At 68.0% G+C, this 23,761-nt stretch carries 17 protein-coding genes; 15 read left to right on the top strand and 2 right to left on the bottom strand.

What is annotated here, in order from left to right; translation table 11 throughout:
* Positions 1-190: 190 nt before the first annotated feature.
* From H162_RS0118505 to H162_RS0118485, 5 genes are all read left to right on the top strand, one after another.
* A complete protein-coding gene (locus tag H162_RS0118505; protein ID WP_084677060.1) occupies positions 191-2,470 on the top strand; it encodes a cyanophycin metabolism-associated ABC transporter in 2,280 nt (759 codons plus the stop codon).
* Positions 2,471-2,941, top strand: a complete 471-nt coding sequence (locus H162_RS0118500) for a cyanophycin metabolism-associated DUF1854 family protein (RefSeq protein WP_020654982.1) — start codon at positions 2,471-2,473, stop codon at positions 2,939-2,941. It begins immediately after the preceding gene.
* 152 nt (positions 2,942-3,093) lie between these two features.
* Positions 3,094-3,630: a pyridoxamine 5'-phosphate oxidase family protein gene (locus H162_RS0118495; RefSeq protein WP_020654981.1), complete on the top strand. Its 537-nt coding sequence runs from the start codon at positions 3,094-3,096 to the stop codon at positions 3,628-3,630.
* Positions 3,631-3,664: 34 nt separating this feature from the next.
* Positions 3,665-4,921: a glycosyltransferase gene (locus H162_RS0118490; protein ID WP_020654980.1), complete on the top strand. Its 1,257-nt coding sequence runs from the start codon at positions 3,665-3,667 to the stop codon at positions 4,919-4,921.
* Between the two features lie 79 nt (positions 4,922-5,000).
* A complete protein-coding gene (locus H162_RS0118485; RefSeq protein WP_020654979.1) occupies positions 5,001-7,562 on the top strand; it encodes an excinuclease ABC subunit UvrA in 2,562 nt (853 codons plus the stop codon).
* A 5-nt stretch (positions 7,563-7,567) separates the two neighbouring features.
* On the opposite strand, the gene H162_RS0118480 is transcribed toward H162_RS0118485, so the two are convergent.
* On the bottom strand, positions 7,568-8,167 hold the full coding sequence (locus H162_RS0118480; protein ID WP_020654978.1) for an NADPH-dependent F420 reductase: 600 nt from the start codon (positions 8,165-8,167) through the stop codon (positions 7,568-7,570).
* A 22-nt stretch (positions 8,168-8,189) separates the two neighbouring features.
* On the bottom strand, positions 8,190-8,939 hold the full coding sequence (locus tag H162_RS0118475) for a 3-oxoacyl-ACP reductase family protein (RefSeq protein ID WP_020654977.1): 750 nt from the start codon (positions 8,937-8,939) through the stop codon (positions 8,190-8,192).
* Positions 8,940-9,047: 108 nt separating this feature from the next.
* On the opposite strand from H162_RS0118475, the gene H162_RS0118470 reads away from it, so the two are divergent.
* From H162_RS0118470 to H162_RS0118420, 10 genes are all read left to right on the top strand, one after another.
* On the top strand, positions 9,048-9,971 hold the full coding sequence (locus H162_RS0118470) for a LysR family transcriptional regulator (protein WP_020654976.1): 924 nt from the start codon (positions 9,048-9,050) through the stop codon (positions 9,969-9,971).
* A 100-nt stretch (positions 9,972-10,071) separates the two neighbouring features.
* Positions 10,072-13,560 carry a response regulator gene (locus tag H162_RS0118465; RefSeq protein ID WP_020654975.1) on the top strand — a complete coding sequence of 1,163 codons (3,489 nt, stop codon included), beginning with the start codon at positions 10,072-10,074 and terminating at the stop codon, positions 13,558-13,560.
* 38 nt (positions 13,561-13,598) lie between these two features.
* Entirely contained in the window at positions 13,599-14,390 is a 792-nt protein-coding gene (locus tag H162_RS0118460; RefSeq protein ID WP_051109956.1) for a CheR family methyltransferase, read from the top strand.
* Entirely contained in the window at positions 14,387-14,992 is a 606-nt protein-coding gene (locus H162_RS0118455; protein WP_020654973.1) for a chemotaxis protein CheB, read from the top strand. Before H162_RS0118460 ends, H162_RS0118455 begins: the two co-directional genes overlap by 4 nt.
* The gene (locus tag H162_RS0118450; RefSeq protein ID WP_020654972.1) at positions 14,989-16,203 is read left to right on the top strand and encodes a hybrid sensor histidine kinase/response regulator; all 1,215 of its coding nucleotides are present in this window, start codon (positions 14,989-14,991) and stop codon (positions 16,201-16,203) included. Before H162_RS0118455 ends, H162_RS0118450 begins: the two co-directional genes overlap by 4 nt.
* 228 nt (positions 16,204-16,431) lie before the next feature.
* Positions 16,432-16,995, top strand: coding sequence for an alkyl hydroperoxide reductase subunit C (gene ahpC / locus H162_RS0118445; RefSeq protein WP_020654971.1), 564 nt, complete (start codon positions 16,432-16,434; stop codon positions 16,993-16,995).
* Positions 16,996-17,080: 85 nt separating this feature from the next.
* The gene (ahpF, locus tag H162_RS0118440) at positions 17,081-18,658 is read left to right on the top strand and encodes an alkyl hydroperoxide reductase subunit F (RefSeq protein WP_020654970.1); all 1,578 of its coding nucleotides are present in this window, start codon (positions 17,081-17,083) and stop codon (positions 18,656-18,658) included.
* 538 nt (positions 18,659-19,196) lie between these two features.
* On the top strand, positions 19,197-20,906 hold the full coding sequence (locus H162_RS0118430) for a RecQ family ATP-dependent DNA helicase (protein WP_020654968.1): 1,710 nt from the start codon (positions 19,197-19,199) through the stop codon (positions 20,904-20,906).
* A 17-nt stretch (positions 20,907-20,923) separates the two neighbouring features.
* Entirely contained in the window at positions 20,924-21,982 is a 1,059-nt protein-coding gene (locus tag H162_RS0118425) for a ligase-associated DNA damage response exonuclease (protein ID WP_026354808.1), read from the top strand.
* Positions 21,975-23,609 carry an ATP-dependent DNA ligase gene (locus tag H162_RS0118420; protein WP_020654966.1) on the top strand — a complete coding sequence of 545 codons (1,635 nt, stop codon included), beginning with the start codon at positions 21,975-21,977 and terminating at the stop codon, positions 23,607-23,609. Before H162_RS0118425 ends, H162_RS0118420 begins: the two co-directional genes overlap by 8 nt.
* Positions 23,610-23,761 lie beyond the last annotated feature (152 nt).

Below are 23,761 nucleotides of genomic sequence, written 5' to 3'. Positions count from 1 at the left end.
AAACAAAGCTTACTGCCGAGCATTATTTCTGCCAGTTTCATTCTTTGTCATCCAAACGATACGCCGAAACGTTACAACGCTCTGTGGAGCGTTTCACGCAGCGGCGCACTGGACGGCCCTTGTGCCCTTGTCAAGCCGGCTGCCTATGCTCATCCCTCACCAGAACTTTGCCTGACATCGGGCGCATTACATGACAACTCAACAACTTGCCATTCCGTCGTCGCTGGCGGTAGCCGCCAGTTTTTTACCCGAACATTGGCAAAATGACGTTGCGAAACAGCTTGCACCAGGGGAAAACGTTTTAACTAGCGTAGAGGTTGACCTCGACGCGAAATTACATTTCGTCAAAGGCATCGTGCTCGTCACCGACCGCCGCCTGCTGGCGCGCGCCCCGGGCGAGAGCGCCTGGCGCGACTGGCCCTACCGGGCCGGCCTGGAGCTGCGTCACCATGACCATGCCGGCGTCGGCCACCTCGAGCTGGTGGATGCGCACGGCTTGCTGGCCGCCTGGCGCTTCACCCTGGGCCAGAACCTGCAGGCGATCCGCGTGGTCGACCATTTCCGCGACCAGGTGGAAAGCGTCGTCACGGGTGTCCAGGTGTTGCCTCCTGATCAACACACCTGCCCGAGCTGCAAGGCGCCGCTCGAGCCGGACCAGGAAGAGTGCCCGATCTGCGAAAAGGTGCTGCACACCCCGCCGTCGACCTGGACCCTGTTCCGACTGTGGCGTTTCGCCCGGCCTTACCAGGGACAGCTGCTGCTGGGCTTCATCCTGATGCTGGGCTCGACCGGGGCGCACCTGATTCCGCCCTACCTGACGATGCCGCTGCTGGACAATGTCCTGATTCCTTACCAGAACGGCCAGCAGATCGACATCAACCTCGTCTATCTATATATGGGCGGCCTGTTCGGCGCGGCCATGCTGGCCTGGGCGCTGGGCTGGGCCAAGACCTATGTGCTGGCGCTGGTGTCCGAACGGATCGGCGCCGACCTGCGCTCGACCACCTATGAACACCTGCTGCGGCTGTCGCTTGAATTCTTCGGCGGCAAGCGCACCGGCGACCTGATGTCGCGCATCGGCAGCGGCTCGGACCGGATCTGCGTGTTCCTGTCGCTGCACCTGCTGGACTTCCTGTCCGACGTCCTGATGATCATCATGACGGGCGTGATCCTGTTCACGATCAATCCGTGGCTGGCGCTGGTGACCCTGGTGCCGCTGCCCTTCATCGCCTGGATGATCCACATCGTGCGCGACAAGCTGCGCACCGGCTTCGAGAAGATCGACCGGGTCTGGGGCGAAGTCACCAACGTGCTGGCCGACACCATCCCGGGCATACGCGTGGTCAAGGCTTTCGCCCAGGAAAAGCGCGAAGCGGTGCGCTTCCGCGAAGCCAACAAGCACAACCTGCACGTCAACGACAAGCTGAACAGGGTGTGGTCGCTGTTCTCGCCGACCGTGTCGCTGCTGACCGAACTGGGCCTGCTGGTGATCTGGTGCTTCGGCATCTGGCAGGTGTCGCGCGGCGACATCACGGTCGGCACGCTGTCCGCCTTCATCGCCTACAGCGGCCGCTTCTACGTGCGCCTGGATTCGATGAGCCGCATCGTCTCGGTGACCCAGAAGTCGGCCTCGGCCGCCAAGCGCATCTTCGACATCCTCGACCACGTGTCGAGCGTGCCGGACCCGGTCAACCCGGCGAAGCTGGACAAGGTGGCGGGCAACATCGAGCTGCGCGAAGTCGGTTTCCGCTACGGCAACCGCGCCGTGAACCGCGGCATCTCGCTGAAGATCAATGCCGGCGAAATGGTGGGCCTGGTCGGCCACAGCGGCTCGGGCAAGAGCACCCTGGTCAACCTGATCTGCCGCTTCTACGACGTGGCCGAGGGGGCGATCTTGCTTGACGGCAAGGATATCCGTTCGTTCGCGGTGGCCGACTACCGCCGCCACATCGGCCTGGTGCTGCAGGAGCCTTTCCTGTTCTTCGGCACCATCGCCGAGAACATCGCCTACGGCAAGCCGGGTGCGACGCGCGAGGACATCATCGCCGCCGCGCGCGCCGCGCACGCGCACGAGTTCATCCTGCGCCTGCCGCAGGGCTATGACTCGATGGTGGGCGAGCGCGGCCAGGGCCTGTCGGGCGGCGAGCGCCAGCGCATCTCGATCGCGCGCGCGCTGCTGATCGACCCGCCGATCCTGATCCTCGACGAGGCGACCTCGTCGGTCGACTCGGAGACCGAGAAAGAGATCCAGAAGGCGCTCGACAACCTGGTGCAGGGCCGCACCACGATCGCGATCGCGCACCGCCTGTCGACCCTGCACCGCGCCGACCGCCTGGTCGTGCTGGACCGCGGCGTGGTGGTGGAAGAGGGCAACCACGACGAATTGATGGCGCGCGAAGGCGCCTACCACCGCCTCTACGAAGCGCAGGCGCGCAACGTGGACCAGGACATGGACGACAAGGACGACTAAATGGCAACGACACCCTTCCAACTGCGGCGCGACAGCTTCGGCAAACTGGTGCTGACCACGGAGTCGGGCGAGGAGCACGCCGGCGTGATCGCGGTGCGCGCCTTCCCGATCCAGGCGCCGACCCGGGGCATCTCGATCGTGCGCGACGGCGGCAAGGAAGTCGCCTGGATCGACGACCTGGACGAGCTGCCGGAGCAGGCCCGCACCCTGCTGCAGGAAGACATCGCGGGGCGCGAATTCATCCCCGAGATCCTGCACATCAAGGAGGTGTCGAGCTTCGCCACGCCCTGCACCTGGCATGTGAAAACCGACCGCGGCGACACCGAGTTCGTGCTCAAGGTGGACGAGGACATCCGTCGCATCGGCGACGCCTCGCTGCTGGTGGCGGACAGCCACGGCATCAATTTCCTGGTGCGCGACATGTACCACATCGACAAGCACAGCCGGAAGATCCTCGACCGCTTCCTGTAGGCCGCCGTTGCGGCGGCCCTGCGGGCTCCCGGTGTCCCGGATTTGACCCGGCGCCGGGCGCTTTTCCGCCATTCCGTTCGCCGGGCCACATACGCGGCCATGGTTTCCGGGTAGAGTTTGCTCATCAGCACAGAGCCTGTCGGAGACCACGCATGGATTCCATCAACCGCAACCAGCCGGAACACAACCGCCGCGACCTGAGCGGCGCCGACGCCATCGCCCGCCTCAAGGCCATGGTGGACGATGCCGACACCTGCTTCTTCCGTACCGCGGGCAGCCTCGGCCCGAGCCGCGGCGTACGCCCGATGAGCGTGCGCGAGACCGACGACCAGGGCGTCCTGTGGTTCCTGAGCGCCAGCGACAGCCACAAGAATGCCGAGCTCGCGGCCGATCCTTCCGTGACGCTGTATTTCCAGGCCGGCCCCCATTCCGGCTTCCTGGAAATCGACGGCCATGCCGAGATCTCGCAGGACAAGGCGCGCATCGGGCAACTCTGGAACTTCATGCTGCGCACCTGGTTCACCGGCGGCGAAGACGATCCCCGCATCACCGTGATCAAGGTGACGCCGCGCACCGGCTATTACTGGGACAACAAGCATGGCGACGCGGTGGCGGGCGCCAAGATGGCGGTCGGCGCGGTGATCGGCAAGACGCTCGACGATTCCATCGAAGGCCGGCTGGCGTTCTGACGCCGCAGCGCCACGCCGCCGCCGCCCGGCCACCGTGTCCCGGTCCCTGCACTTCATCCTGGTCACGATCGGCTCGGCCGGCGACCTGTTTCCCTTCCTCTGGATGGGCACGGCCCTGCGCGCGCGCGGCCACCGGGTCGATTTCCTGGGGCCGGACCTGCACGCGCCCTTCGTGGCGCAGGCAGGTCTGCCGTTCCACGGCCTGCCGGCCGATCCGGCGGTGCTCGACCATCCCGACCTGTGGCATCCGACCCGCGGCCTGGCCGTGGTGTGGCAGGCGACCCGCCCGGCCATGGCCGCGGTGCCGGCCGTCGTGGCGGCCCTGCCGCCGGGCGGGCCGCGCGTGCTGCTGGCCCATCCGCTGGCGCTGCCCGAGGCCGACCTGTGCCGCGCGCGCCAGCCCGGGCTGAAGATCGCGGCGGCCTATCTGGCGCCCTCGAACCTGCCGACCGTCCACGATCCCCTGCTGCTCGGGCCGTGGCCGGTGCCGCGCTGGGTGCCGCACGGGGTGCGCCGCTGGCTGTGGCGGCAGGCGGGCGCGCGCCTCATCGATCCGGTCGCGCTGCCGGACGTGAATGCGGCGCGCGCGGCGCACGGCCTGGCGCCGGCGCGCGAGCTGATCGCCCTGATGACCGGCATCCCGGACCTGTCGCTGACCCTGTTCCCGGAATGGTTCGCACCAAGCCAGCCGGACTGGCCACGGCCCCTGGCGGGCGCCGGCTTTCCGCTCTACGACCCGAACCCGGCGGCGGCCCTGGGCGCGGACCTGCGCGCCTTCCTCGACGCCGGCGCGGCGCCGGTGGCGTTCACGCCCGGCACCGGCAACCGCCAGGCCGACCGTTATTTCGCGGCCGCCGCGCAGGCGGTGGGCCGGCTGGGGCTGCGCGCCATCTTCCTGACCCCGCACCGGGAGCAGTTGCCCGCCCGCCTGCCGGAGCACATCCTGTGGCAGGACTACGTGCCGCTCAAGGCGCTGCTGCCGCGCGTGGCCGCGCTGGTCCACCATGGCGGCATCGGCACCACGGCCGAGGCCTTGCGCGCGGGCACGCCGCAACTGGTGGTGCCGCTCGCGCACGACCAGTTCGACAACGCGGCGCGCGTGCGGCTGCTGGGCGCCGGCGCCACCCTGCACGCGACGCGGGTGACGCCGGCGCGCATGGCGCGCGCGCTGCTGGGGGTGGTGGGCGAGGGCGGGATGGCGCGGCGTTGCCGCGAAGTCAGCGCGCTCCTGGCGGCGCCGTCCGGCATCGACGCCCTGTGCGAACGCCTGGAGGCGCTGGCCGGAGTGTGAGGCCGATTGTTGGGAATCGCACCGACATGGGGCGGCAGGCAGGGTGTAATGCCGCCATCGTCGATCAGCGGGAGGGCACATGCCCAGCAATGACAGGAAGGGCGCCGGCGGGCGCGAACCGGATGAGGGCTACGTGCGCGTGCGCGGCGCGCGCGAGCACAACCTGAAGAATGTCAGCCTCGATATCCCGCGCGGGGCGCTGGTGGTGTTCACCGGAGTGTCCGGCTCCGGCAAGTCGTCGCTGGCCTTCGGCACCCTGTACGCGGAGGCGCAGCGGCGCTACCTCGAATCGGTGTCGCCCTATGCGCGCCGGCTGTTCCACCAGATGCCGGTGCCCGAGGTCGACGAGATCGACGGGTTGCCGCCGGCGGTCGCGCTCCAGCAGCAGCGCGGCACGCCGACCGCGCGCTCCTCGGTGGGCAGCGTCAGCACCCTGTCGAATTCGCTGCGCATGCTGTACTCGCGCGCCGGCGACTATCCGCCGGGACAGGAACTGCTGTATGCCGAGTCGTTCTCGCCGAACACCCCGCAGGGCGCCTGCCCGCGCTGCTCGGGACTGGGCCGCGTCTACGAAGTGACCGAGCAGTCGATGGTGCCGGACGACTCGCTCACCATCCGCGAGCGCGCGGTGGCGGCCTGGCCGCCGGCCTGGCACGGCCAGAACCTGCGCGACATCCTGGTCACGCTCGGCTACGACGTCGACACGCCCTGGCGCGAGCTGCCGAAGAAGGACCGCGACTGGATCCTGTTCACCGACGAGACGCCCACGGTGCCGGTCTACGCCGGATTGACGCCGAAGGAAACGAAGGCCGCCCTGAAGCGCAAGGACACGCCCAGCTACCAGGGCACCTTCACCGGCGCGCGCCGCTACGTGCTGCAGACCTTCGCCAACACCGAGAGCGCCTCCATGAAGAAGCGGGTGGCGCGCTACATGGTCAGCACCGCCTGCCCGGTGTGCGAGGGCAAGCGCCTGCGCCGGGAATCGCTGTCGGTCACCTTCGCCGGCGTCGACATCGCCGAGCTGTCGCGCATGCCGCTCGAGCGCCTGGCGCAGTTGCTGGGCCCGTATGCCGAAGCCAGGGATGGCGACATCGGCCACCTGCATGCCGAGCAGGTGATCGTGCGGCGCCGCATCGCGGCCGACCTGGCGGCGCGCCTCGAGGTGCTGCTGGCGCTGGGCCTGGGCTACCTGGCGCTGGAGCGCAGCACGCCGACCCTGTCGCCGGGCGAACTGCAGCGCCTGCGGCTGGCGACCCAGGTGCGTTCCAGCCTGTTCGGGGTGGTGTACGTGCTGGACGAGCCCTCGGCCGGCCTGCACCCGGCCGATACCGAGGCGCTGCTCGATGCGCTGGCCCGGCTGAAGGCGGCCGGCAACTCGCTGTTCGTGGTCGAGCACGCGCTGGACGTGATCCGCCATGCCGACTGGCTGGTCGACGTCGGCCCGATGGCGGGCGAGCGCGGCGGCCAGATCCTGTACAGCGGCGAACCCGAGGGCCTGCGCCAGGTCGAGGCCTCGCAGACGCGGCGCTACCTGTTCAACGAAGCGCCGCCGCCGCAGCGCGCCCCGCGTCCGCCGAGCGGCTGGCTGCGCCTGCAGGGCGTCAGCCGCAACAACCTGCATGGGCTGGACGCCGCGTTCCCGCTCGGCGTGCTGACCAGCGTGACCGGCGTGTCCGGTTCCGGCAAGTCCAGCCTGGTCAGCCAGGTGCTGGTCGAGCTGGTCGGCGCCGCCCTGGGGCACAAGGCGGAGGCCGAGGAAGCGGGCGAGGAGCACGACCTGGAGCGCGAGGAAGCGCTGCCGCTGGAGGGGCGGATCGTGGCCGGCATGGAGGGCGTGCGGCGCCTGGTGCGCGTGGACCAGAAGCCGATCGGACGCACGCCGCGCTCCAACCTGGCGACCTATACCGGCCTGTTCGACCAGGTGCGCAAGCTGTTCGCGGCCACGCCGGATGCGCGCAGGCGGCGCTACGACGCCGGCCGCTTCTCGTTCAATGTCGCCAAGGGCCGCTGCGAGCACTGCGCCGGCGAAGGCTTCGTGATGGTCGAGCTGCTGTTCCTGCCGAGCGTCTACGCGCCATGCCCGACCTGCGGCGGCGCGCGCTACAACGACAAGACCCTGGAAGTACGCTACCGCGACCGCAACATCGCCGAGGTGCTGGGCATGACGGTGGGGGAGGCGATCGATTTCTTCCAGGGCGAAGCCCTGGTCGAGCGTTCGCTCGAGGTGCTGGCCGAGGTGGGGCTGGACTACCTGCGCCTGGGCCAGCCGGCCACCGAACTGTCGGGCGGCGAAGCCCAGCGCATCAAGCTGGCCGCCGAGCTGCAGCGGGCCACGCGCGGCAATGCGCTGTACGTGCTGGACGAGCCGACCACCGGCCTGCACCCGCTGGACGCCGACCGCCTGATGGTGCAGCTCAACCGCCTGGTCGATGCCGGCAACACCGTGATCGTGGTCGAGCACACGATGCGCGTGGTGGCCGGCAGCGACTGGGTGATCGACATCGGCCCCGGCGCGGGCGATGCGGGCGGCAGGCTGGTGGCCTGCGGGCCGCCGGAAGAAGTGGCGCGTGCGCAGGACAGCCGCACCGCGCCCTACCTGGCGGCCCAGCTGGCGCCGCAGCCGCGCCGGCGCCGGGCCTGAACCCCTCAGCCGAACCTGACCAGGTTCAGCGACGGCAGCGGACCGCCGGGAAACTGGATCAGGCGGCCGCCTTCGCCCAGGGCGCCCAGGTCGATGCCTGCGAAGCCCAGGCGCTGCACCAGTTGCGCCACCTCGCCCTTGGCGGCGGCGTCGTCGCCCGCGAGGAACAGCACCCTGCGCCCGCCCTCGGCGCCCGGATCGCCCGCCAGCAGCGCCGGCTGCAGGTGATTGAAGGCTTTCACTACCCGCGCACCCGGCACCAGCCCGGCCACGATCTCGCTGGAGCTGCGGCCGCCCAGGTCGAACGGACGGAAGGCCGGCGCCTCGATCGGGTTGTTGGTGTCGATGACGATCCGTCCGCCCCAGGGGCCGAGTCCGCGCACGGCGTCCGGAAGCCTCGACCAGTTCACCGCCAGGAAGACGAGGTCGGACTGCGCCGCCTCGGCCACCGTCACGGGCCGGATGCGCCCGCCGGTTTCGGCAGCCAGCCCGGCCAGGGATGCGGGCCCCCTGCGGTTGGCGATGCGCGCGTCGATGCCGGCGCGCGCCAGTGCGCGGGCGATCGCGCTGCCGATCGCGCCCGCTCCGATGATGCCGATGCTCATGCTCTGCTCCTTATGGCTAGGATCAGGCGGTGAAGCCGCCGTCCACCAGCAGTTCCGCGCCGGTCACGAAGGATGCCTCTTCCGAGGCGAGGAAGGCGACGCTTGCCGCGATGTCCTGGCCCTGGCCATAGCGGCCGACGGCGATGCCGGGCTTGACGAAGTCGGCGACCGGGCCGTCGGCCGGGTTCATGTCGCTGTCGGTCGGGCCGGGATGGACGGTATTCACGGTGATGCCCTGCGGGCCCAGGTCGCGCACCAGGCCGCGGGTGAAGCCGCTCAGCGCGCCCTTGGTGAGCGTGTAGGCGGACGCGGTCGGGAAGGCCGCGTACCGCACCATCGAGCTGCCGATGTGGATAATGCGGCCGCCCGCGCCCATGTGGCGCAGCGCTTCCTGGGTGGCGACGAACACGCCGGTGACGTTCACGGCCAGGATGCGCTGAAAGTCGGCGAAGGCGATCCCGGTCGGCGCGCCCAGCACGCTGATGCCGGCGTTGTTGACCAGGATGTCGATCCGGCCGAAGCGCTCGGCGACGCTGGCGACGGCCTGGCGCACGGCGTCCGGGTCGCCGGCGTCGGCCTGCAGCGCGACGGCGCGTCCGCCCGCCGCCTCGATCTCGTCCACGACCGCCGCGGCCTTGTCGGGCGAGGCGTGGTAGGTGATGGCGACGGTGGCGCCGTCGCGGGCCAGGCGGCGGGCGATGGCGGCGCCGATGGAGCGGCTGGCGCCGGTGACGATGGCGATCTTGCCTTGCAGGGGAGTGGTGCGGTCCATGATGCTTCCTTTCGTGTGAGTGGGTAAGGCCAGTATCGACACTGCCGCTCGCAACGGCTAGTCATGGATCTCTATAATCACTTTCAAGCAAAGCTTGAAAGTGAAACCATGGAAACCCTCTCGAACCTCGAATCCTTCGTGCGCAGCGCCGAGTCGGGCAGCTTCTCGGCGGCGGCGCGCCGCCTGGCGCTGACCCCGGCGGCGGTCAGCCGCAACGTCGCCCAGCTCGAGCGCAACCTCGGCGTGCGCCTGTTCCAGCGCAGTACGCGCGGCCTGACGCTGACCGAGGCCGGCGAGCGCTTCCTGGGCGCGGTCGGTGCGGGCCTGGACAGCATCCAGGGCGCCATCGCCGAGGTCACGGCCAGGGCCGGGCAGCCGGCCGGCACCCTCAAGCTGAGCGCGGCGCACGGCTTCGCGCGCGACTACCTGCTGCCCCTGATGCCGGGCTTCGTCGCGCGCTATCCGGGCGTGCTGACCGACTGGCATCTCGACAACCGCCAGGCCGACCTGGTGCGCGAGGGGTTCGACGCCGCCATCGGCGGCGGCTTCGCGCTCCAGGCGGGCATCGTGGCGCGCGAACTGGCGCGTGTCCACGTCGTGGCCGTGGCCACCCCCCGGTTCCTGCGCGGCCTGCGCGCGCCGCGCGAACCCGCCGACCTGCTCGAGGTCGACGGCGTGGTGATGCGCTCGATCCTGACCGGACGGCTGCGCGAGCGCCTGCTGCGCCACCGCTCGGGCGCGCAGGCAGCCTGCGACCAGCGCGCCCGCATCACGGTCGACGATCCGGATGCGCTGGTGCAGGCGGTCCTGATGCACATGGGGATCGGCCTGGCGGCGATGCCGCATGTGCTGCGCCACCTGGAGAGCGGCGAGCTGGTGCGGGTATTGCCGGACTGGCAGCAGGATGCGGGACCGATTTCCCTCTACTTCTCGAGCCAGAAACTGTTGCCCGCCAAGACCCGCGTCTTCGTCGATTTCGTCACCGCGCAGTTCCGCGAACAGCGGCTGGCGCAACGCTTCCTGGCCGCCTGAATGGTAGAGTGGAAAGGGTGCACGGATGAGCTCTCGGGTGCGCGCCGGAATTCACATTTGCGTTACACTTGGGATATTTTTTCCTTAACAAAAAGCATGTATGCCCGGTCCCACCATCGATAACAGCGAGTTTCGGCGCATCCTGACCCGTAACGTCGCGCTGCCCCTGGGCATGAGCGTCCTGAGCGCCATCGTGTTCGTGGCCATCATCGCCTACCTGATCAATGTATTGACCTGGGTCGAGCATTCCGAGAAGGTGATCGGCAACGCGCACGAAGTCAGCAAGCTGTCGGCCGAGATGGAAACCGGCATGCGCGGCTTCCTGCTGGCCGGCGACGAGGCCTTCCTGACGCCCTACCACCTGGCATCGCGCCGTATCGACGCGGGATTGACGACGCTCGCCGAGCTGGTCAAGGACAACGCGGCCCAGACCGACCGGGTGCACCGCATCGAGAGCGCCCAGCAGCAGTGGGAGCAGTATGCCAACGAAATGATCGCGCGCCGGCGCGTCGGCGAGGATGTGATCGGGCCGGTCAGTTCCGGCCGCGGCAAGACGCTGACCGACGAGATGCGCCGCACCTACGACGACCTGGTCGGCATCGAGACCAGGCTGCTCCAGGACCGCAACGAGACGGCGCGCCGCGTCACGACCTGGTCGGTGGTGAGCTTCCTGGTGTTCAGCGTCATGGTCGGCGTCGGCCTGGCGCTGTTCGGCCGGCGCCAGCTGGTGCGGCTGTCGACGACCTACCAGGACGTGCTGGAGCACGAGGCCCAGCACAATGCCGAACTGCGCCACCAGACCTGGTTGCGCACCGGCCTGAACGAGCTGAACCAGCAAAGCGCCGGCATCCACACCCTCGAGCCGCTGGGCGAGGCCGTGCTGTCGCACGTGACGCGCTACCTGGACGGCGCCGTGGCGGCGATGTACGCGCGCAGCGACGAGGGCGTGCTGCGCCGCATCGGCGCCTACGGCTTCGCGCACGACGCCGCCGACCATGCGCAGCTGATCCAGCCGACCGAATCCCTGGCCAGCAAGGCGGCCAACGAGAACCGCATCCTGGTCCTGCGCGACCTGCCGGACAACTACATCAAGGTCGGCTCGGCGCTGGGCGAAGCCTCGCCGCGCGAGCTGATCATCGCGCCGGTCTACAACCACGGCAAGGTCAAGGGCGTGATCGAGATCGGCTTCCTGCATGGCGTGCGCGAGCGCGACCGCGAATTCATGGAGCTGATCGGCCCGGCCGTCGGCTCGTCGATGGCGGCGGTGGTGTACCGCCAGCGCCTGCAGCACGCGCTGGAGGAAAGCCAGACCCTGAACGAGGAACTGCAGGTGCAGCAGGAAGAGCTGCGCACCGCCAACGAGGAGCTGGAAGAGCAGTCGCGCGCGCTCGAGGAATCGCAGGCCCAGCTCGAGAACCAGCAGGCCGAGCTGCGCACCACCAACGACCAGCTGGCCGAGCAGGCGCTGGCGCTGGACATGAAGAACGCCGCGCTGACCGCGGCCCAGGAGCAGCTGCAGTCGCGCGCCATGGAACTGGAACGCGCCAGCCGCTATAAATCGGAATTCCTGGCGAATATGTCGCACGAGCTGCGCACGCCGCTCAACAGCTCGCTGATCCTGGCCAAGCTGCTGTCCGATAACAGCAGCGGCAACCTGAGCGACGAGCAGGTGCGCTTCGCCCAGACCATCTACTCGGCCGGCAACGACCTGCTCCAGCTGATCAACGACATCCTCGACATCTCGAAGGTCGAGGCGGGCAAGCTGGAACTGATGCTCGAGGACGTGCCGGTGCGGCGCGTGGTCGAGGGCCTGGCGCGCAGCTTCGAGCCGCTGGCGCGCCACAAGGCGCTGGACTTCAAGGTCAGCGTGGCGCCGGACGTGCCGGCCGCCCTGCATACCGACCGCCAGCGCCTCGAGCAGGTGCTGAAGAACCTGCTGTCGAACGCGGTCAAGTTCACCGACAGCGGTGCGGTGAGTTTGACGGTCGCGGTGGGCGAGGGCGGCGCGCTGGCCTTCCGCGTGCAGGACAGCGGCATCGGCATCGCCCGCGACCAGCAGGAAAAGATCTTCGACGCCTTCCACCAGGCCGACGGCACCACCAGCCGCCGCTTCGGCGGCACCGGCCTGGGGCTGTCGATCTCGCGCGACCTGACCCGCCTGCTGGGCGGCGCCCTGGAGGTGTCGAGCAAGCCGGGCGAGGGCAGCGTGTTCACGCTGCTGCTGCCGCGTGGTGCTGCGCCGGTGGCGGCGCTGCTGGCGCCGGCCGCGCAGTCCGTGACCGACACCCTGCCGGCGCTGGCGGCCGCGGTCTCGGCCGCCGCGGCCACGACCGCCGCCGCCGCCGCCGCCGACTCCGAACCGGTCGAGTCCTTCCCGGACGACCGCGAGCGTCCGTCCGAGGGCGCGCGCACCGTGCTGGTGGTCGAGGACGAGGCGCAGTTCGCGCGCATCCTGTACGACCTGGCGCACGAGATGGATTACCGCTGCCTGGTGGCGCTGAACGCCGAGGAAGGCCTGGCGCTGGCGGCCAGCCAGAAGCCGGACGCGGTGCTGCTCGACATCCGACTGCCGGACCGTTCCGGCCTGACCCTGCTCCAGCAGCTGAAGGACAATCCGTCGACCCGCCACATCCCGGTGCACGTGGTCTCGAGCCTGGAAAACGGCGGCGAGGCGCTGCACCTGGGCGCGATCGGCTACGCGCTGAAACCGACCTCGCGCGAGGAGCTGGAAGAAGTGTTCCGCAAGCTGCAGGAGAAATCGGCGCAGAAGATCAAGCGCGTGCTGCTGGTCGAGGACGACGAGCGCCAGCGCGACAGCGTGGTGGAGCTGATCGCCGACGACGACGTCGAGATCGCGGCGGTCGGCACCGGCGGCGAAGCCCTGGCCCTGCTGCGCAGCCAGATCTTCGACTGCATGATCATCGACCTCAAGCTGCCCGACATGCAGGGCCGCGACCTGCTGGAGCGCATGTCGCAGGAAGAACTGTGCTCGTTCCCGCCGGTGATCGTGTACACCGGCCGCAACCTGACGCGCGACGAGGAGGCCGACCTGCTGCGCTACTCGCGCTCGATCATCATCAAGGGCGCCCGTTCGCCCGAGCGCCTGCTCGACGAAGTGACCCTGTTCCTGCACAAGGTCGAATCCAGCCTGTCCTCGGAGCGCCAGACCATGCTCAAGGCCGTGCGCGGGCGCGACCGCGTGTTCGAAGGGCGTACCATCCTGCTGGTGGATGACGACGTGCGCAACGTGTTCGCCCTGACCAGCGCGCTGGAGCAGCGCGGCGCGAAGGTCGAGGTGGGCCGCAACGGCTTCGAGGCCATCAGCAAGCTGGACGAGGTGCCGGGCATCGACCTGGTGCTGATGGACGTCATGATGCCGGGCATGGACGGGCTGGAAGCGACGCGCCGCATCCGCCTCGACGAGCGCTTCGAGCGCCTGCCGATCATCGCCATCACGGCCAAGGCGATGAAGGACGACCAGGAGCAGTGCCTGGCCGCCGGCGCCAACGACTACCTGGCCAAGCCGATCGACCTGAGCCGCCTGTACTCGCTGCTGCGGGTGTGGATGCCGGCATTGGAGCGGATTTGACGACCAACGCCCCGAACGATGTCGACATCGAGCTGCGCATGCTGGTCGAGGCGGTCTACCTGAAGTACAACTACGACTTCAGGGACTACACCGGCGCCTCGCAGAAGCGGCGCGTGGTCGCGGCCATGCGCGAGATGGGCTGCGACACCGTGTCGGCCCTGCAGGCCAAGGTGATGCACGAGCCGAACGGCTTCGCCCAGCTGCTGCAATACCTGACGATCCCCGTCACCGAGATGTTCCGCGACCCGGAATACTTCCTGGCGGTGCGCGAGCAGGTGGTGCCCTTCCTGCGCACCTATCCGTCGCTGAAGATCTGGGTGGCCGGCTGCTCGACCGGCGAGGAAGTGTATTCGCTGGCCATCCTGCTCAAGGAGGAAGGCCTGCTCGAGCGCAGCATCATCTACGCCACCGACATCAACCCGGAATCGCTGGAGGCGGCGCGGCGCGGCGTGTTCCCGCTCGAGCGCATGCGCCTGTACACCGAAAACTACCAGAAGGCCGGCGGAAAGCAGGCGTTCTCGGACTATTACGTCGCCGCCTACGGCGGCGTGCTGTTCGACCGCTCGCTGGTCGAGAACGTGACCTTCGCCGACCACAGCCTGGCGACCGACAGCGTGTTCTCGGAAACCCATTTCGTCAGCTGCCGCAACGTGCTGATCTACTTCAACCGGCGCCTGCAGGACCGCGTGTTCGGCCTGTTCCACGAATCGCTGTGCCACCGCGGCTTCCTCGGCCTGGGCAGCAAGGAAAGCATCGACTTCTCGAGCTACGCCACCCGCTTCGAACCGCTGGCGCGGCGCGAGCGCCTGTTCCGCAAGGTGTCGCCATGAGCCTGGACCAGCGCATCGCCTCCCTGCTTGCCGGGCGCCGCTTCGGGATGGTCGTGATCGGCGGCTCGGCCGGCGGGGTCGACGCCCTGATCGGCGTGCTGCCCGGCCTGCCGGCGGACTTCGGACCGGCCGTGACCTGCATCCTGCATGTGCCGTCCGACCGCGAGAGCCGGCTGGCCGAGCTGTTCGCGGCGCGGGTCGCCCTGCCGGTGCGCGAGGCGCGCGACAAGGAACCGGTCGAACCGGGTACCGTGTACTTCGCGGGAGCGGGCTATCATTTGTCCATCGAGCAGGACCGCAGTTTTTCGCTCAGCTGCGAGCCGCCCGTGCATTTCGCGCGGCCGGCGATCGACGTATTGATGGAGTCGGCGGCCGACGTCTACGGCGCGGCGCTGGCGGGCATCCTGCTGACCGGCGCCAACCACGACGGCGCCGACGGCATGGCCCGCATCCGCGCATGCGGCGGGCTGACCGTCGTGCAGGACCCCCAAGAAGCGCAGGCCGGCACCATGCCGACCGAGGCGATCCGGCGCTGCGCCCCGCACCTCGTGCTGCCGCTGGCTGGTATCCGCACGCTGCTGCCCCTGTTGGAGAAACCATGAGCGTCCAAGACCCAAGCAAACTTCTGATCGTCGACGACCTGCCGGAAAACCTGCATGCGCTCGACGCCCTGCTGCGCACCGAACAGTGCCAGGTGTTCCAGGCGAGTTCGGGCGACCAGGCGCTGGCGCTCCTGCTCGACCACGAATTCGCGCTGGCGATCCTCGATGTCCAGATGCCCGGCATGGACGGCTTCGAGCTGGCCGAGCTGATGCGCGGCACCGAGCGCACCCGCCACATCCCGATCGTGTTCGTCTCGGCCGCCGGCCGCGAGCTCGACTATGCCTTCAAGGGCTATGAAAGCGGCGCGGTCGACTTCCTGTACAAGCCGCTCGATCCCGACGCGGTGCGCAGCAAGGTCAAGGTGTTCGTGGCGCTCGACCAGCAGCGCCGCGAGACCCGGCGCCAGGTGGCGGCGCTGGAACGCAGCCGCCAGGAACAGGAGGTGCTGGTGCGCGAGCTGAACCAGACCCAGCAGGAACTGCAGCGCTCGCTGCGCATGCGCGACGAATTCATGTCGCTGGTCGCGCACGAGCTGCGCACGCCGCTCAATACGCTGTTCCTGGAATCCCAGATGCGCAGCCTGCAGCTGCGGCGCGGCAATGCCGCCGCCTTCAACGCCGACCAGATGGAAGCCATGGTGCGGCGCGACGAGCGCCAGATCAAGGCCATGATCCGGCTGATCGACGACATGCTCGACGTCTCGCGCATGCGCAGCGGCAAGCTGTCGATCCGGCCGGCGCGGGTAGAGCTGATGAACCTGCTCGAGCGCATTGTCAGCGACCTGTCGCTGCAGGCGGCCTCGACCGGCTCGACCCTGGCCCTGGTGCCGCACCCGCAAGTGGTCGGCTGCTGGGACGAGTTCCGCATCGAGCAGGTGATCGTCAACCTGCTGACCAACGCACTGCGCTACGGCTGCGGCCAGCCGGTCGAGATCAGCGTGCTGATGGACGGCGATACCGTGCGGGTCAACGTGCGCGACCAGGGCAAGGGCATCGAGCCGGCCGACACCGAGCGCATCTTCGAACCCTACGAGCGCGGCGCGCGCAATGGCGAGCCGAAGGGCCTGGGCCTGGGGCTGTACATCTCGCGCCAGCTGGCGGTGTCGCACGGCGGCGAACTGCGCGTGGACAGCCGTCCGGGCGAGGGCTCGACCTTCAGCCTGTTGCTGCCGTGCAGCGAACAGACCGTCTGCGCCGAAGCGGATGCCTGAACCCCAGCTTGCCGGCGCCCAAAACGAGGCGCCGGTTGCAGCCGCCAGGCATTTACGCCACACTGTCCGGGCTCTTCAGGGCCCATTTTCATGGGCCAGAATGAGCCGCGCTTGACTGATAGCTAAAATCAATCAAGAATATCGATTCAATCAATTTCACAAACGGCGAGCAGAACAGTACACTGCTTTCCATTGAGATTCATTCACCCCCGAAACAAAGGAGCTTACATGTCCCTTATCAACACCCAGATCAAACCGTTCAAGGCAACCGCTTACCACAACGGCAAGTTCATCGAACTGTCGGAAGAAAACTTCAAGGGTAGCTGGTCGGTCCTGATGTTCTACCCGGCGGACTTCACCTTCGTCTGCCCGACCGAACTGGAAGACCTGGCCCACTACCAGCCGCAGTTCGCAAAGATGGGTGTGAACGTGTACGGCGTGTCGACCGACAGCCACTTCGCCCACAAGGCATGGCACGACACCTCGGAAGCGATCAAGAAAGTCAACTACCCGCTGATCGGCGACCCGACCGGCACCCTGTCGCGCAACTTCGAAGTCATGATCGAAGAAGAAGGCATGGCCCTGCGCGGCACCTTCGTGATCAATCCGGAAGGCCAGATCAAGCTGATGGAAGTGCACGACAACGGCATCGGCCGTGACGCATCGGAACTGATGCGCAAGGTCAAGGCTGCCCAGTACGTCGCCGCCCACCCGGGCGAAGTGTGCCCGGCCAAGTGGAACGAAGGCGCTGAGACCCTGGTCCCGTCGCTGGACCTGGTCGGCAAGATCTAAGCTGGTCGACTAGCACTACCGCACCGGGCTGCTGCGGCAGCCCGGTTCGTTTCTACCCCATTCATCTGTTCAAGGAAAAAAAATCATGCTGGACGCAACCCTCAAGAAACAGTTGCAAGCCTATTTGGAAAAAGTGGTGCAGCCGATCGAGCTGGTTGCCTCGCTGGATGATTCGCCCAAGGCACGCGAAATGGATGAACTGCTCCGCGAAATCGCCGCGTTGAGCGACAAGATTTCGGTCGTGCAGAAATACGATGACAACGAGCGCAAGCCCTCGTTCGCCATCAACCGTGTCGGCACCGATATCGGCGTGCGTTTCGCCGGCATCCCGCTGGGCCATGAGTTCACCTCGCTGGTGCTGGCCCTGCTGCAGGTCGGCGGCCACCCCATCAAGCTGGACCAGCCGGTGATCGACCAGATCAGGAACCTGGACGGCGACTACGTATTCGAGACCTATATCTCGCTGAGCTGCCATAACTGCCCGGAAGTGGTGCAGGCCCTCAACGCGATGTCGGTCATCAACCCGCGCATCAAGGTCGTGGCCATCGACGGCGGCGTGTTCAAGAAGGAAGTCGAAGAGCGCCAGATCATGGCGGTGCCGATGATGTTCCTGAACGGCCAGCACTTCGGCCAGGGCCGCACCAGCGTGGAAGAGATCCTCGCGAAGATCGACGTGAATGCCGGCGCCCGCAAGGCCGCCGAACTGAACAAGAAAGACGCCTTCGACGTGCTGATCGTCGGCGGCGGTCCTGCCGGCGCGGCGGCCGCGATCTACGCGGCCCGCAAGGGCATCAAGACCGGCGTGCTGTCCGACCGCTTCGGCGGCCAGGTGCTGGACACCCTGGCGATCGAGAACTTCGTCTCGATGAAGGAAACCGACGGCCCGAAATTCGCCGTGGCCCTGGAAGAGCACGTCAAGCAGTACGACGTCGACATCATGAACACCCAGCGCGCCAGCAAGCTGGTGGGCGGCAAGCTGATCGAGGTGCATACCGAGACCGGCGCGGTACTGAAGAGCAAATCGGTCATCATCGCGACCGGCGCCCGCTGGCGCGAGATCAACGTGCCGGGCGAGAAGGAATACCGCAACCACGGCGTGGCCTATTGCCCGCACTGCGACGGCCCGCTGTTCAAGGGCAAGCGCGTGGCGGTGATCGGCGGCGGTAACTCGGGTGTCGAGGCGGCGATCGACCTGGCCGGCATCGTGGCCGAGGTAACCCTGGTCGAGTTCGGCGCGGAACTGCGCGCCGACGCGGTCCTGCAGCGCAAGCTGCACTCGCTGAAGAACGTCAAGGTGATCAAGTCGGCCCAGACCACCGAGATCCACGGCGACGGCAAGATCGTCAACGGCCTGAGCTACAAGGACCGCAACAGCGGCGCGATGCACAGGGTGGACCTGGAAGGCGTGTTCGTGCAGATCGGCCTGGTGCCGAACGCCGAGTGGCTGAAGGGCACGATGGAACTGTCGCCGCATGGCGAGATCGAAGTCGACGTGCGCGGCCAGACCTCGGTCCCGGGCGTGTTCGCCGCCGGCGACGTGACCACGGTGCCGTTCAAGCAGATCGTCATCGCGGTGGGCGAGGGCGCCAAGGCATCGCTGGCTGCGTTCGATTACCTGGTGCGCCTGCCGGTCGAGGAAGAGGAAGAAGCCAAGGCTGCGTAATGCATGAGGCGGGCCCTGAGGGCCCGCCGGATTGTGAAAAAGCCATCTCCCGGTTGGGAGGTGGCTTTTTTTGTTCGCCGGGACGTATGTACTGGTCGGAAACGAAATCGTTGTCGGCCCACTCCTCCGGCAGCGTGCAGGAAGGAAGCAGCCTGCCGACTACAAGAGTGACCATTCCGACTGCGGCATCGCCGCAGCAAAACAGGCTGTCAGTGGAAGAACACCAGCAAGGCGCCCGGAAGCGCCTCGGTTTCCAGCAGCAACCAGGTTGCTGCACTGGCCAGCGCCAGGTGGACAAAGGTCCACGTCATTGGATGGCGGCGCGACATGATGTTCTCCCGAGATTAAGCTTCGCTATTGATCGTGATGCCATATTAGCTACATACCCCGACAGCAGGCATCAGCGAATTCTCCGTCAATTTGTAGGAATAAACCTTGCGCCAAACAGGCGCAATGAGCCAAAAGAGGGCATCCTACGTAGGCAGTAGGCCGGGTCCTATAGTCGAGTCCGGGTCCGGGACCTACAGTGAGCCTTATCATGACCCGACACGACCCCACCCTCCTGCACCGCGGCCTGCTCGCCGTGCGCCGCAACACCATCCGCCGGCTGCTGCACTCCGTCTTCGGCATCGAACAACTCCGTGAAGGCCAGCAGAACGTCATCGACAGCGTCCTCGACGGTCGCGACACCCTGGCCATCATGCCCACCGGCGGCGGCAAGTCGCTGTGCTACCAGATCCCGGCCAGGATGCTGGAAGGGATCACGGTCGTGGTCTCGCCCCTGATCTCGCTGATGAAGGACCAGCTCGAAAAGCTGGAGGAACTCGGCATCCGCTCGGTCCAGGTCAACTCCAGCCTGAACGCCGAGGAAGAGCATGCCGCCCTCCAGGCCATCGAAGAGCAAGCCTGCGAGATCGTGTTCTGCACCCCCGAGCGCCTGGTGACGCCGGAATTCATCGAGTTGCTGCGCAAGGTCACGCTCGACATCGTCGTGATCGACGAAGCGCACTGCATTTCGCAGTGGGGGCATGACTTCCGCCCGGCCTACATCGGCCTGGCCGGCGCCATCGACGCCCTGGGCCGGCCGCCGATCCTGGCGCTGACCGCCACCGCGACCGACGAGGTGGTGGACGACATCGCCCGGCAGCTCGACCGGCCGAAAATGAATGTCATCAATACCGGCATCTACCGGCCCAACCTGCATTACTGCGTGGTGCAGGTGACGAACGCGGAAGAGAAATACGCGCAAGCCCTGCGCCTGGTGCGCGAGACCGAAGGCGTGGGCATCGTCTATGCCGCCACCGTCAAGGCCGCCGAAGAGATGCTGGCCGTGCTGGAAGAGGCGGGCGAGTCGGTGACGATCTACCACGGCAAGCTGCCGGCCGCCGAGCGCAAGCTGAACCAGGACCTGTTCATGGACGGCGAACGGCGGGTCATGGTCGCGACCAATGCCTTCGGCATGGGCATCGACAAGAGCGATACCCGCTTCGTGATCCACCTGCAGATCCCGGCCAACCTGGAGTCCTACTACCAGGAATCCGGCCGCGCCGGCCGCGACGGCCTGGACGCCCGGTGCACCCTGCTGTTCCTGCAGGACGACAAGCGCATCCAGCAGTTCTTCCTGATCAAGCATTACCCGACTGCCGAGGAACTGAAGGCCATCTACGAGACGGTGAAGGTGCTGCTCGGCGACGGCCCCGTGACCGCCGGGCGGATCGAGGAGCGGCTGGAGGAGCTCGCCGAGGCCAGCATCAAGGCCAGCCTGAAGCTGCTGAAGGACGCCAAGCTGCTGCGCCAGAACCGCAAGCTCGAATACCTGCCGACCAGGGCCGCGCCCAAGGCCGATGACTTTGCCGGACTGGCCCGGGTCTACGTCCAGAAGCAGGAACGCGATCGCGAAGCGCTCGAGCAGATGGTAGGCTATGCGGTCAGCGGCTTTTGCCGCTGGAAGCTGCTGCTCGACTATTTCGGCGACGAGGCGCCCGGTTTCGAGAAGTGCTGCCGCTGCGATAACTGCCTGAACCCGCCGGCGCTCGCCCTGACCGAAGACATCGCCATCCGCGACGACGAGTTCGACCGCGCGCCGGCACCCGAGCCGAGCGGTCCGCGCTTCGAGGTCGGCGCACGCGCCAAGGCGCCCAGGTATGGCGAAGGCGTGGTGACGGCCGTGGCCGGCGACCAGGTGACGCTGGCGTTCCCGGACCAGGACAGCCGCAGCTTCCTGGCCGACTACCTCGAGCCGGCCTGATCCGGGGAAGGGACCGCATGGGAGACATGGTCGTCGTCCGCAAGGAAGGACTGTATTGCGTACCGGGCCAGTTCTACATCGACCCGTGGCGGCCGGTCGAGCGCGCCGTGATCACGCATGCCCATGGCGACCATGCGCGCTACGGGCACGGGCACTACCTGTCGGCCGAAGCCGGCGTGAACGTGCTGAAGTCGCGGCTGGGCGACATCTCGATCGACGGCGTCGCCTACGGCGAGCGGGTCGTCCACAACGGCGTGGCGATCTCGCTGCACCCGGCCGGCCACGTGCTCGGCTCGGCGCAGGTCCGGATGGAATGCGGCGGCGAGGTCTGGGTCGCCTCGGGCGACTACAAGGTCGAGCCGGACAAGACCTGCGCGCCCTTCGAGCCGGTGCGCTGCGACACCTTCATCACCGAATCGACCTTCGGCCTGCCGATCTACCGCTGGGAGCCGGAACAGCAGATCCTCGACGAGATCAATGCCTGGTGGCGCCGTAACGCCGAGGCGGGACGCTGCTCGGTGGTATTCGCCTACGCCTTCGGCAAGGCGCAGCGCATCCTGTCGGGCCTCGATCCGTCGATCGGGCCGATCGTCTGCCACGGCGCGGTCGAGCCGCTGAACCGGGTCTACCGCGCCGGCGGCGTGGCCTTGCCCGAGACCCGCATGGTCAGCGAGGTCGACAAGGCCGACCTGCGCCGCGCCATCGTGGTGGCGCCGCCGTCCGCCAGCGGTTCGCCCTGGATGAAGCGCTTCGGCGACTACAGCGACGCCTTCGCCAGCGGCTGGATGCTGCTGCGCGGCGCGCGCCGCCGGCGCGGCGTGGACCGCGGCTTCGTGCTGTCCGACCATGCCGACTGGCCGGGCCTGATGAGCGCGATCAAGGCGACCGAAGCCGGGCGCGTGATCGTCACCCACGGCTCGATCCCGGTGCTGGTGCGCTGGCTGTGCCAGAACGGCCTGGACGCCGCCGGCTTCGACACCGAATACGGGGACGAGGAAGAAGACGAGTCGACCCCGCCGGCCGGCCGGGCCGCCGCGCAGGAAGCGGAGGCGCCCGCGGGAGAAGCCGATGCGTGAATTCGCCCGCCTGTACGCCGAACTGGACGAAACCACGTCCACCACCCGCAAGCTCGACGCCCTGCAGCAGTATTTCTCCCACGCGACCCCGGAAAACGCCGCCTGGGCCGTGTACTTCCTGGCCGGCGGCAAGCCGCGCCAGGCGGTGCCGGTCAAGCTGCTGCGCCAGTACGCGATCGACTACGCGGGCCTGGACGAGTGGCTGTTCGACGAGTCCTACCATGCGGTCGGCGACTTCGCCGAGACCATCGCCCACATCCTGCCGGCGCCGACCCGGCGCTCCGACGTCGGCCTGGCCGAGTGGATGGAACAGCGCATCGGACCGCTGCGCGGCGCCGATCCCGGGCGCATCCGCGAAGCCCTGTTCAGCTACTGGGATGAACTCGACTGGCGCGAACGCTTCCTGCTCGTCAAGCTGATCGGCGGCGGCTTCCGGGTCGGCGTCTCGCGCCTGCTGGTGACGCGGGCGCTGGCCGCGATCGCGGCGGTGGACAGCAAGGTGATCGCCCAGCGCCTGATGGGCTGGACCGACGGCCGGGTGGCGCCGACCGCCGCGGGTTTCCTGCAGCTGATCGCCGAGCAGACCGACGCGGAACACCAGCTGCGCGGCGGCCAGCCGTATCCCTTCTTCCTGGCCCACCAGCTGCAGGGCGAGCCATCCGCGCTGGGCGAGGTCGACGACTGGATCGTCGAATGGAAGTACGACGGCATCCGCGCCCAGCTGGTGCGGCGCGGCGGCCAGAGCTACCTGTGGTCGCGCGGCGAAGACCTGATCACCGAGCGCTTCCCCGAGCTGGCCGCGCTGCGCCTGCCGGAGGGCATGGTGCTGGACGGCGAGGTGCTGATCTGGCAGCCCGGCTGCGACGTCCCAAGCCCGTTCGCCGACCTGCAGAAGCGCATCGGCCGCAAGACCTTGTCGGGCAAGCTGCTGGCCGAACTGCCGGCCGTGCTGTGCTGCTACGACCTGCTGGAGCTCGATGGCGTCGACCTGCGCCATCTGCCCCAGCACGAGCGGCGCGCGCTGCTGGAAACCGAGGTCGCCGCGCTGGCGCAGGCGCAGCTGCGCCTGTCGCCGCTGGTGCGGGCCGCCAGCTGGGACGAGCTGGCGGAGCTGCGCGCCGCCTCCCGTGCGCGCAGCGTGGAAGGGATGATGCTCAAGGCGCGCGAGGCGCGCTATGGCGTGGGACGGACCAAGGACGTGGGCACCTGGTGGAAGTGGAAGATCGATCCCTACACGGTGGACGCCGTGCTGCTGTACGCCCAGCCGGGCAGCGGACGGCGCGCCTCGCTCTACACCGACTACACCTTCGCGGTCTGGGACGGCGAGGGCGCCGGGCGCCGCCTGGTGCCGTTCGCGAAGGCGTATTCCGGCCTGACCGACGCCGAGATCGCCCAGGTCGACAATGCGATCCGCCGCACCACGATCGAGAAGTTCGGGCCGGTGCGCTCGGTCAAGCCGACCATGGTGTTCGAGATCGGCTTCGAAGGCATCCAGCTCTCGCCGCGCCACAAGGCCGGGATCGCGGTGCGCTTCCCGCGCATCCTGCGCCGGCGCGAGGACAAGCCGGTCGAGGAAGCCGACACCCTCGACACCCTCAAGGGCCTGCTGGCCGCGGCGACGCCATGAGCAGGCTACCCGGCACTGCGCAAAAAACGGTCACACGTGCGCCTGCCGACAAGAAATACGTATAGATTCGAGGTGTACGGGTTCGTTGGAAGCGCCCGTCTCGTCGCCGCCGGCGCAACGCCGCGCTCGGCCCGACCGCAAACCGTTCGGCG

This window comes from Massilia niastensis DSM 21313, assembly GCF_000382345.1.
GTDB classification, from domain to species: Bacteria; Pseudomonadota; Gammaproteobacteria; order Burkholderiales; family Burkholderiaceae_D; genus Telluria; species Telluria niastensis.
This window is presented reverse-complemented; position numbering and strand designations above follow the sequence as displayed.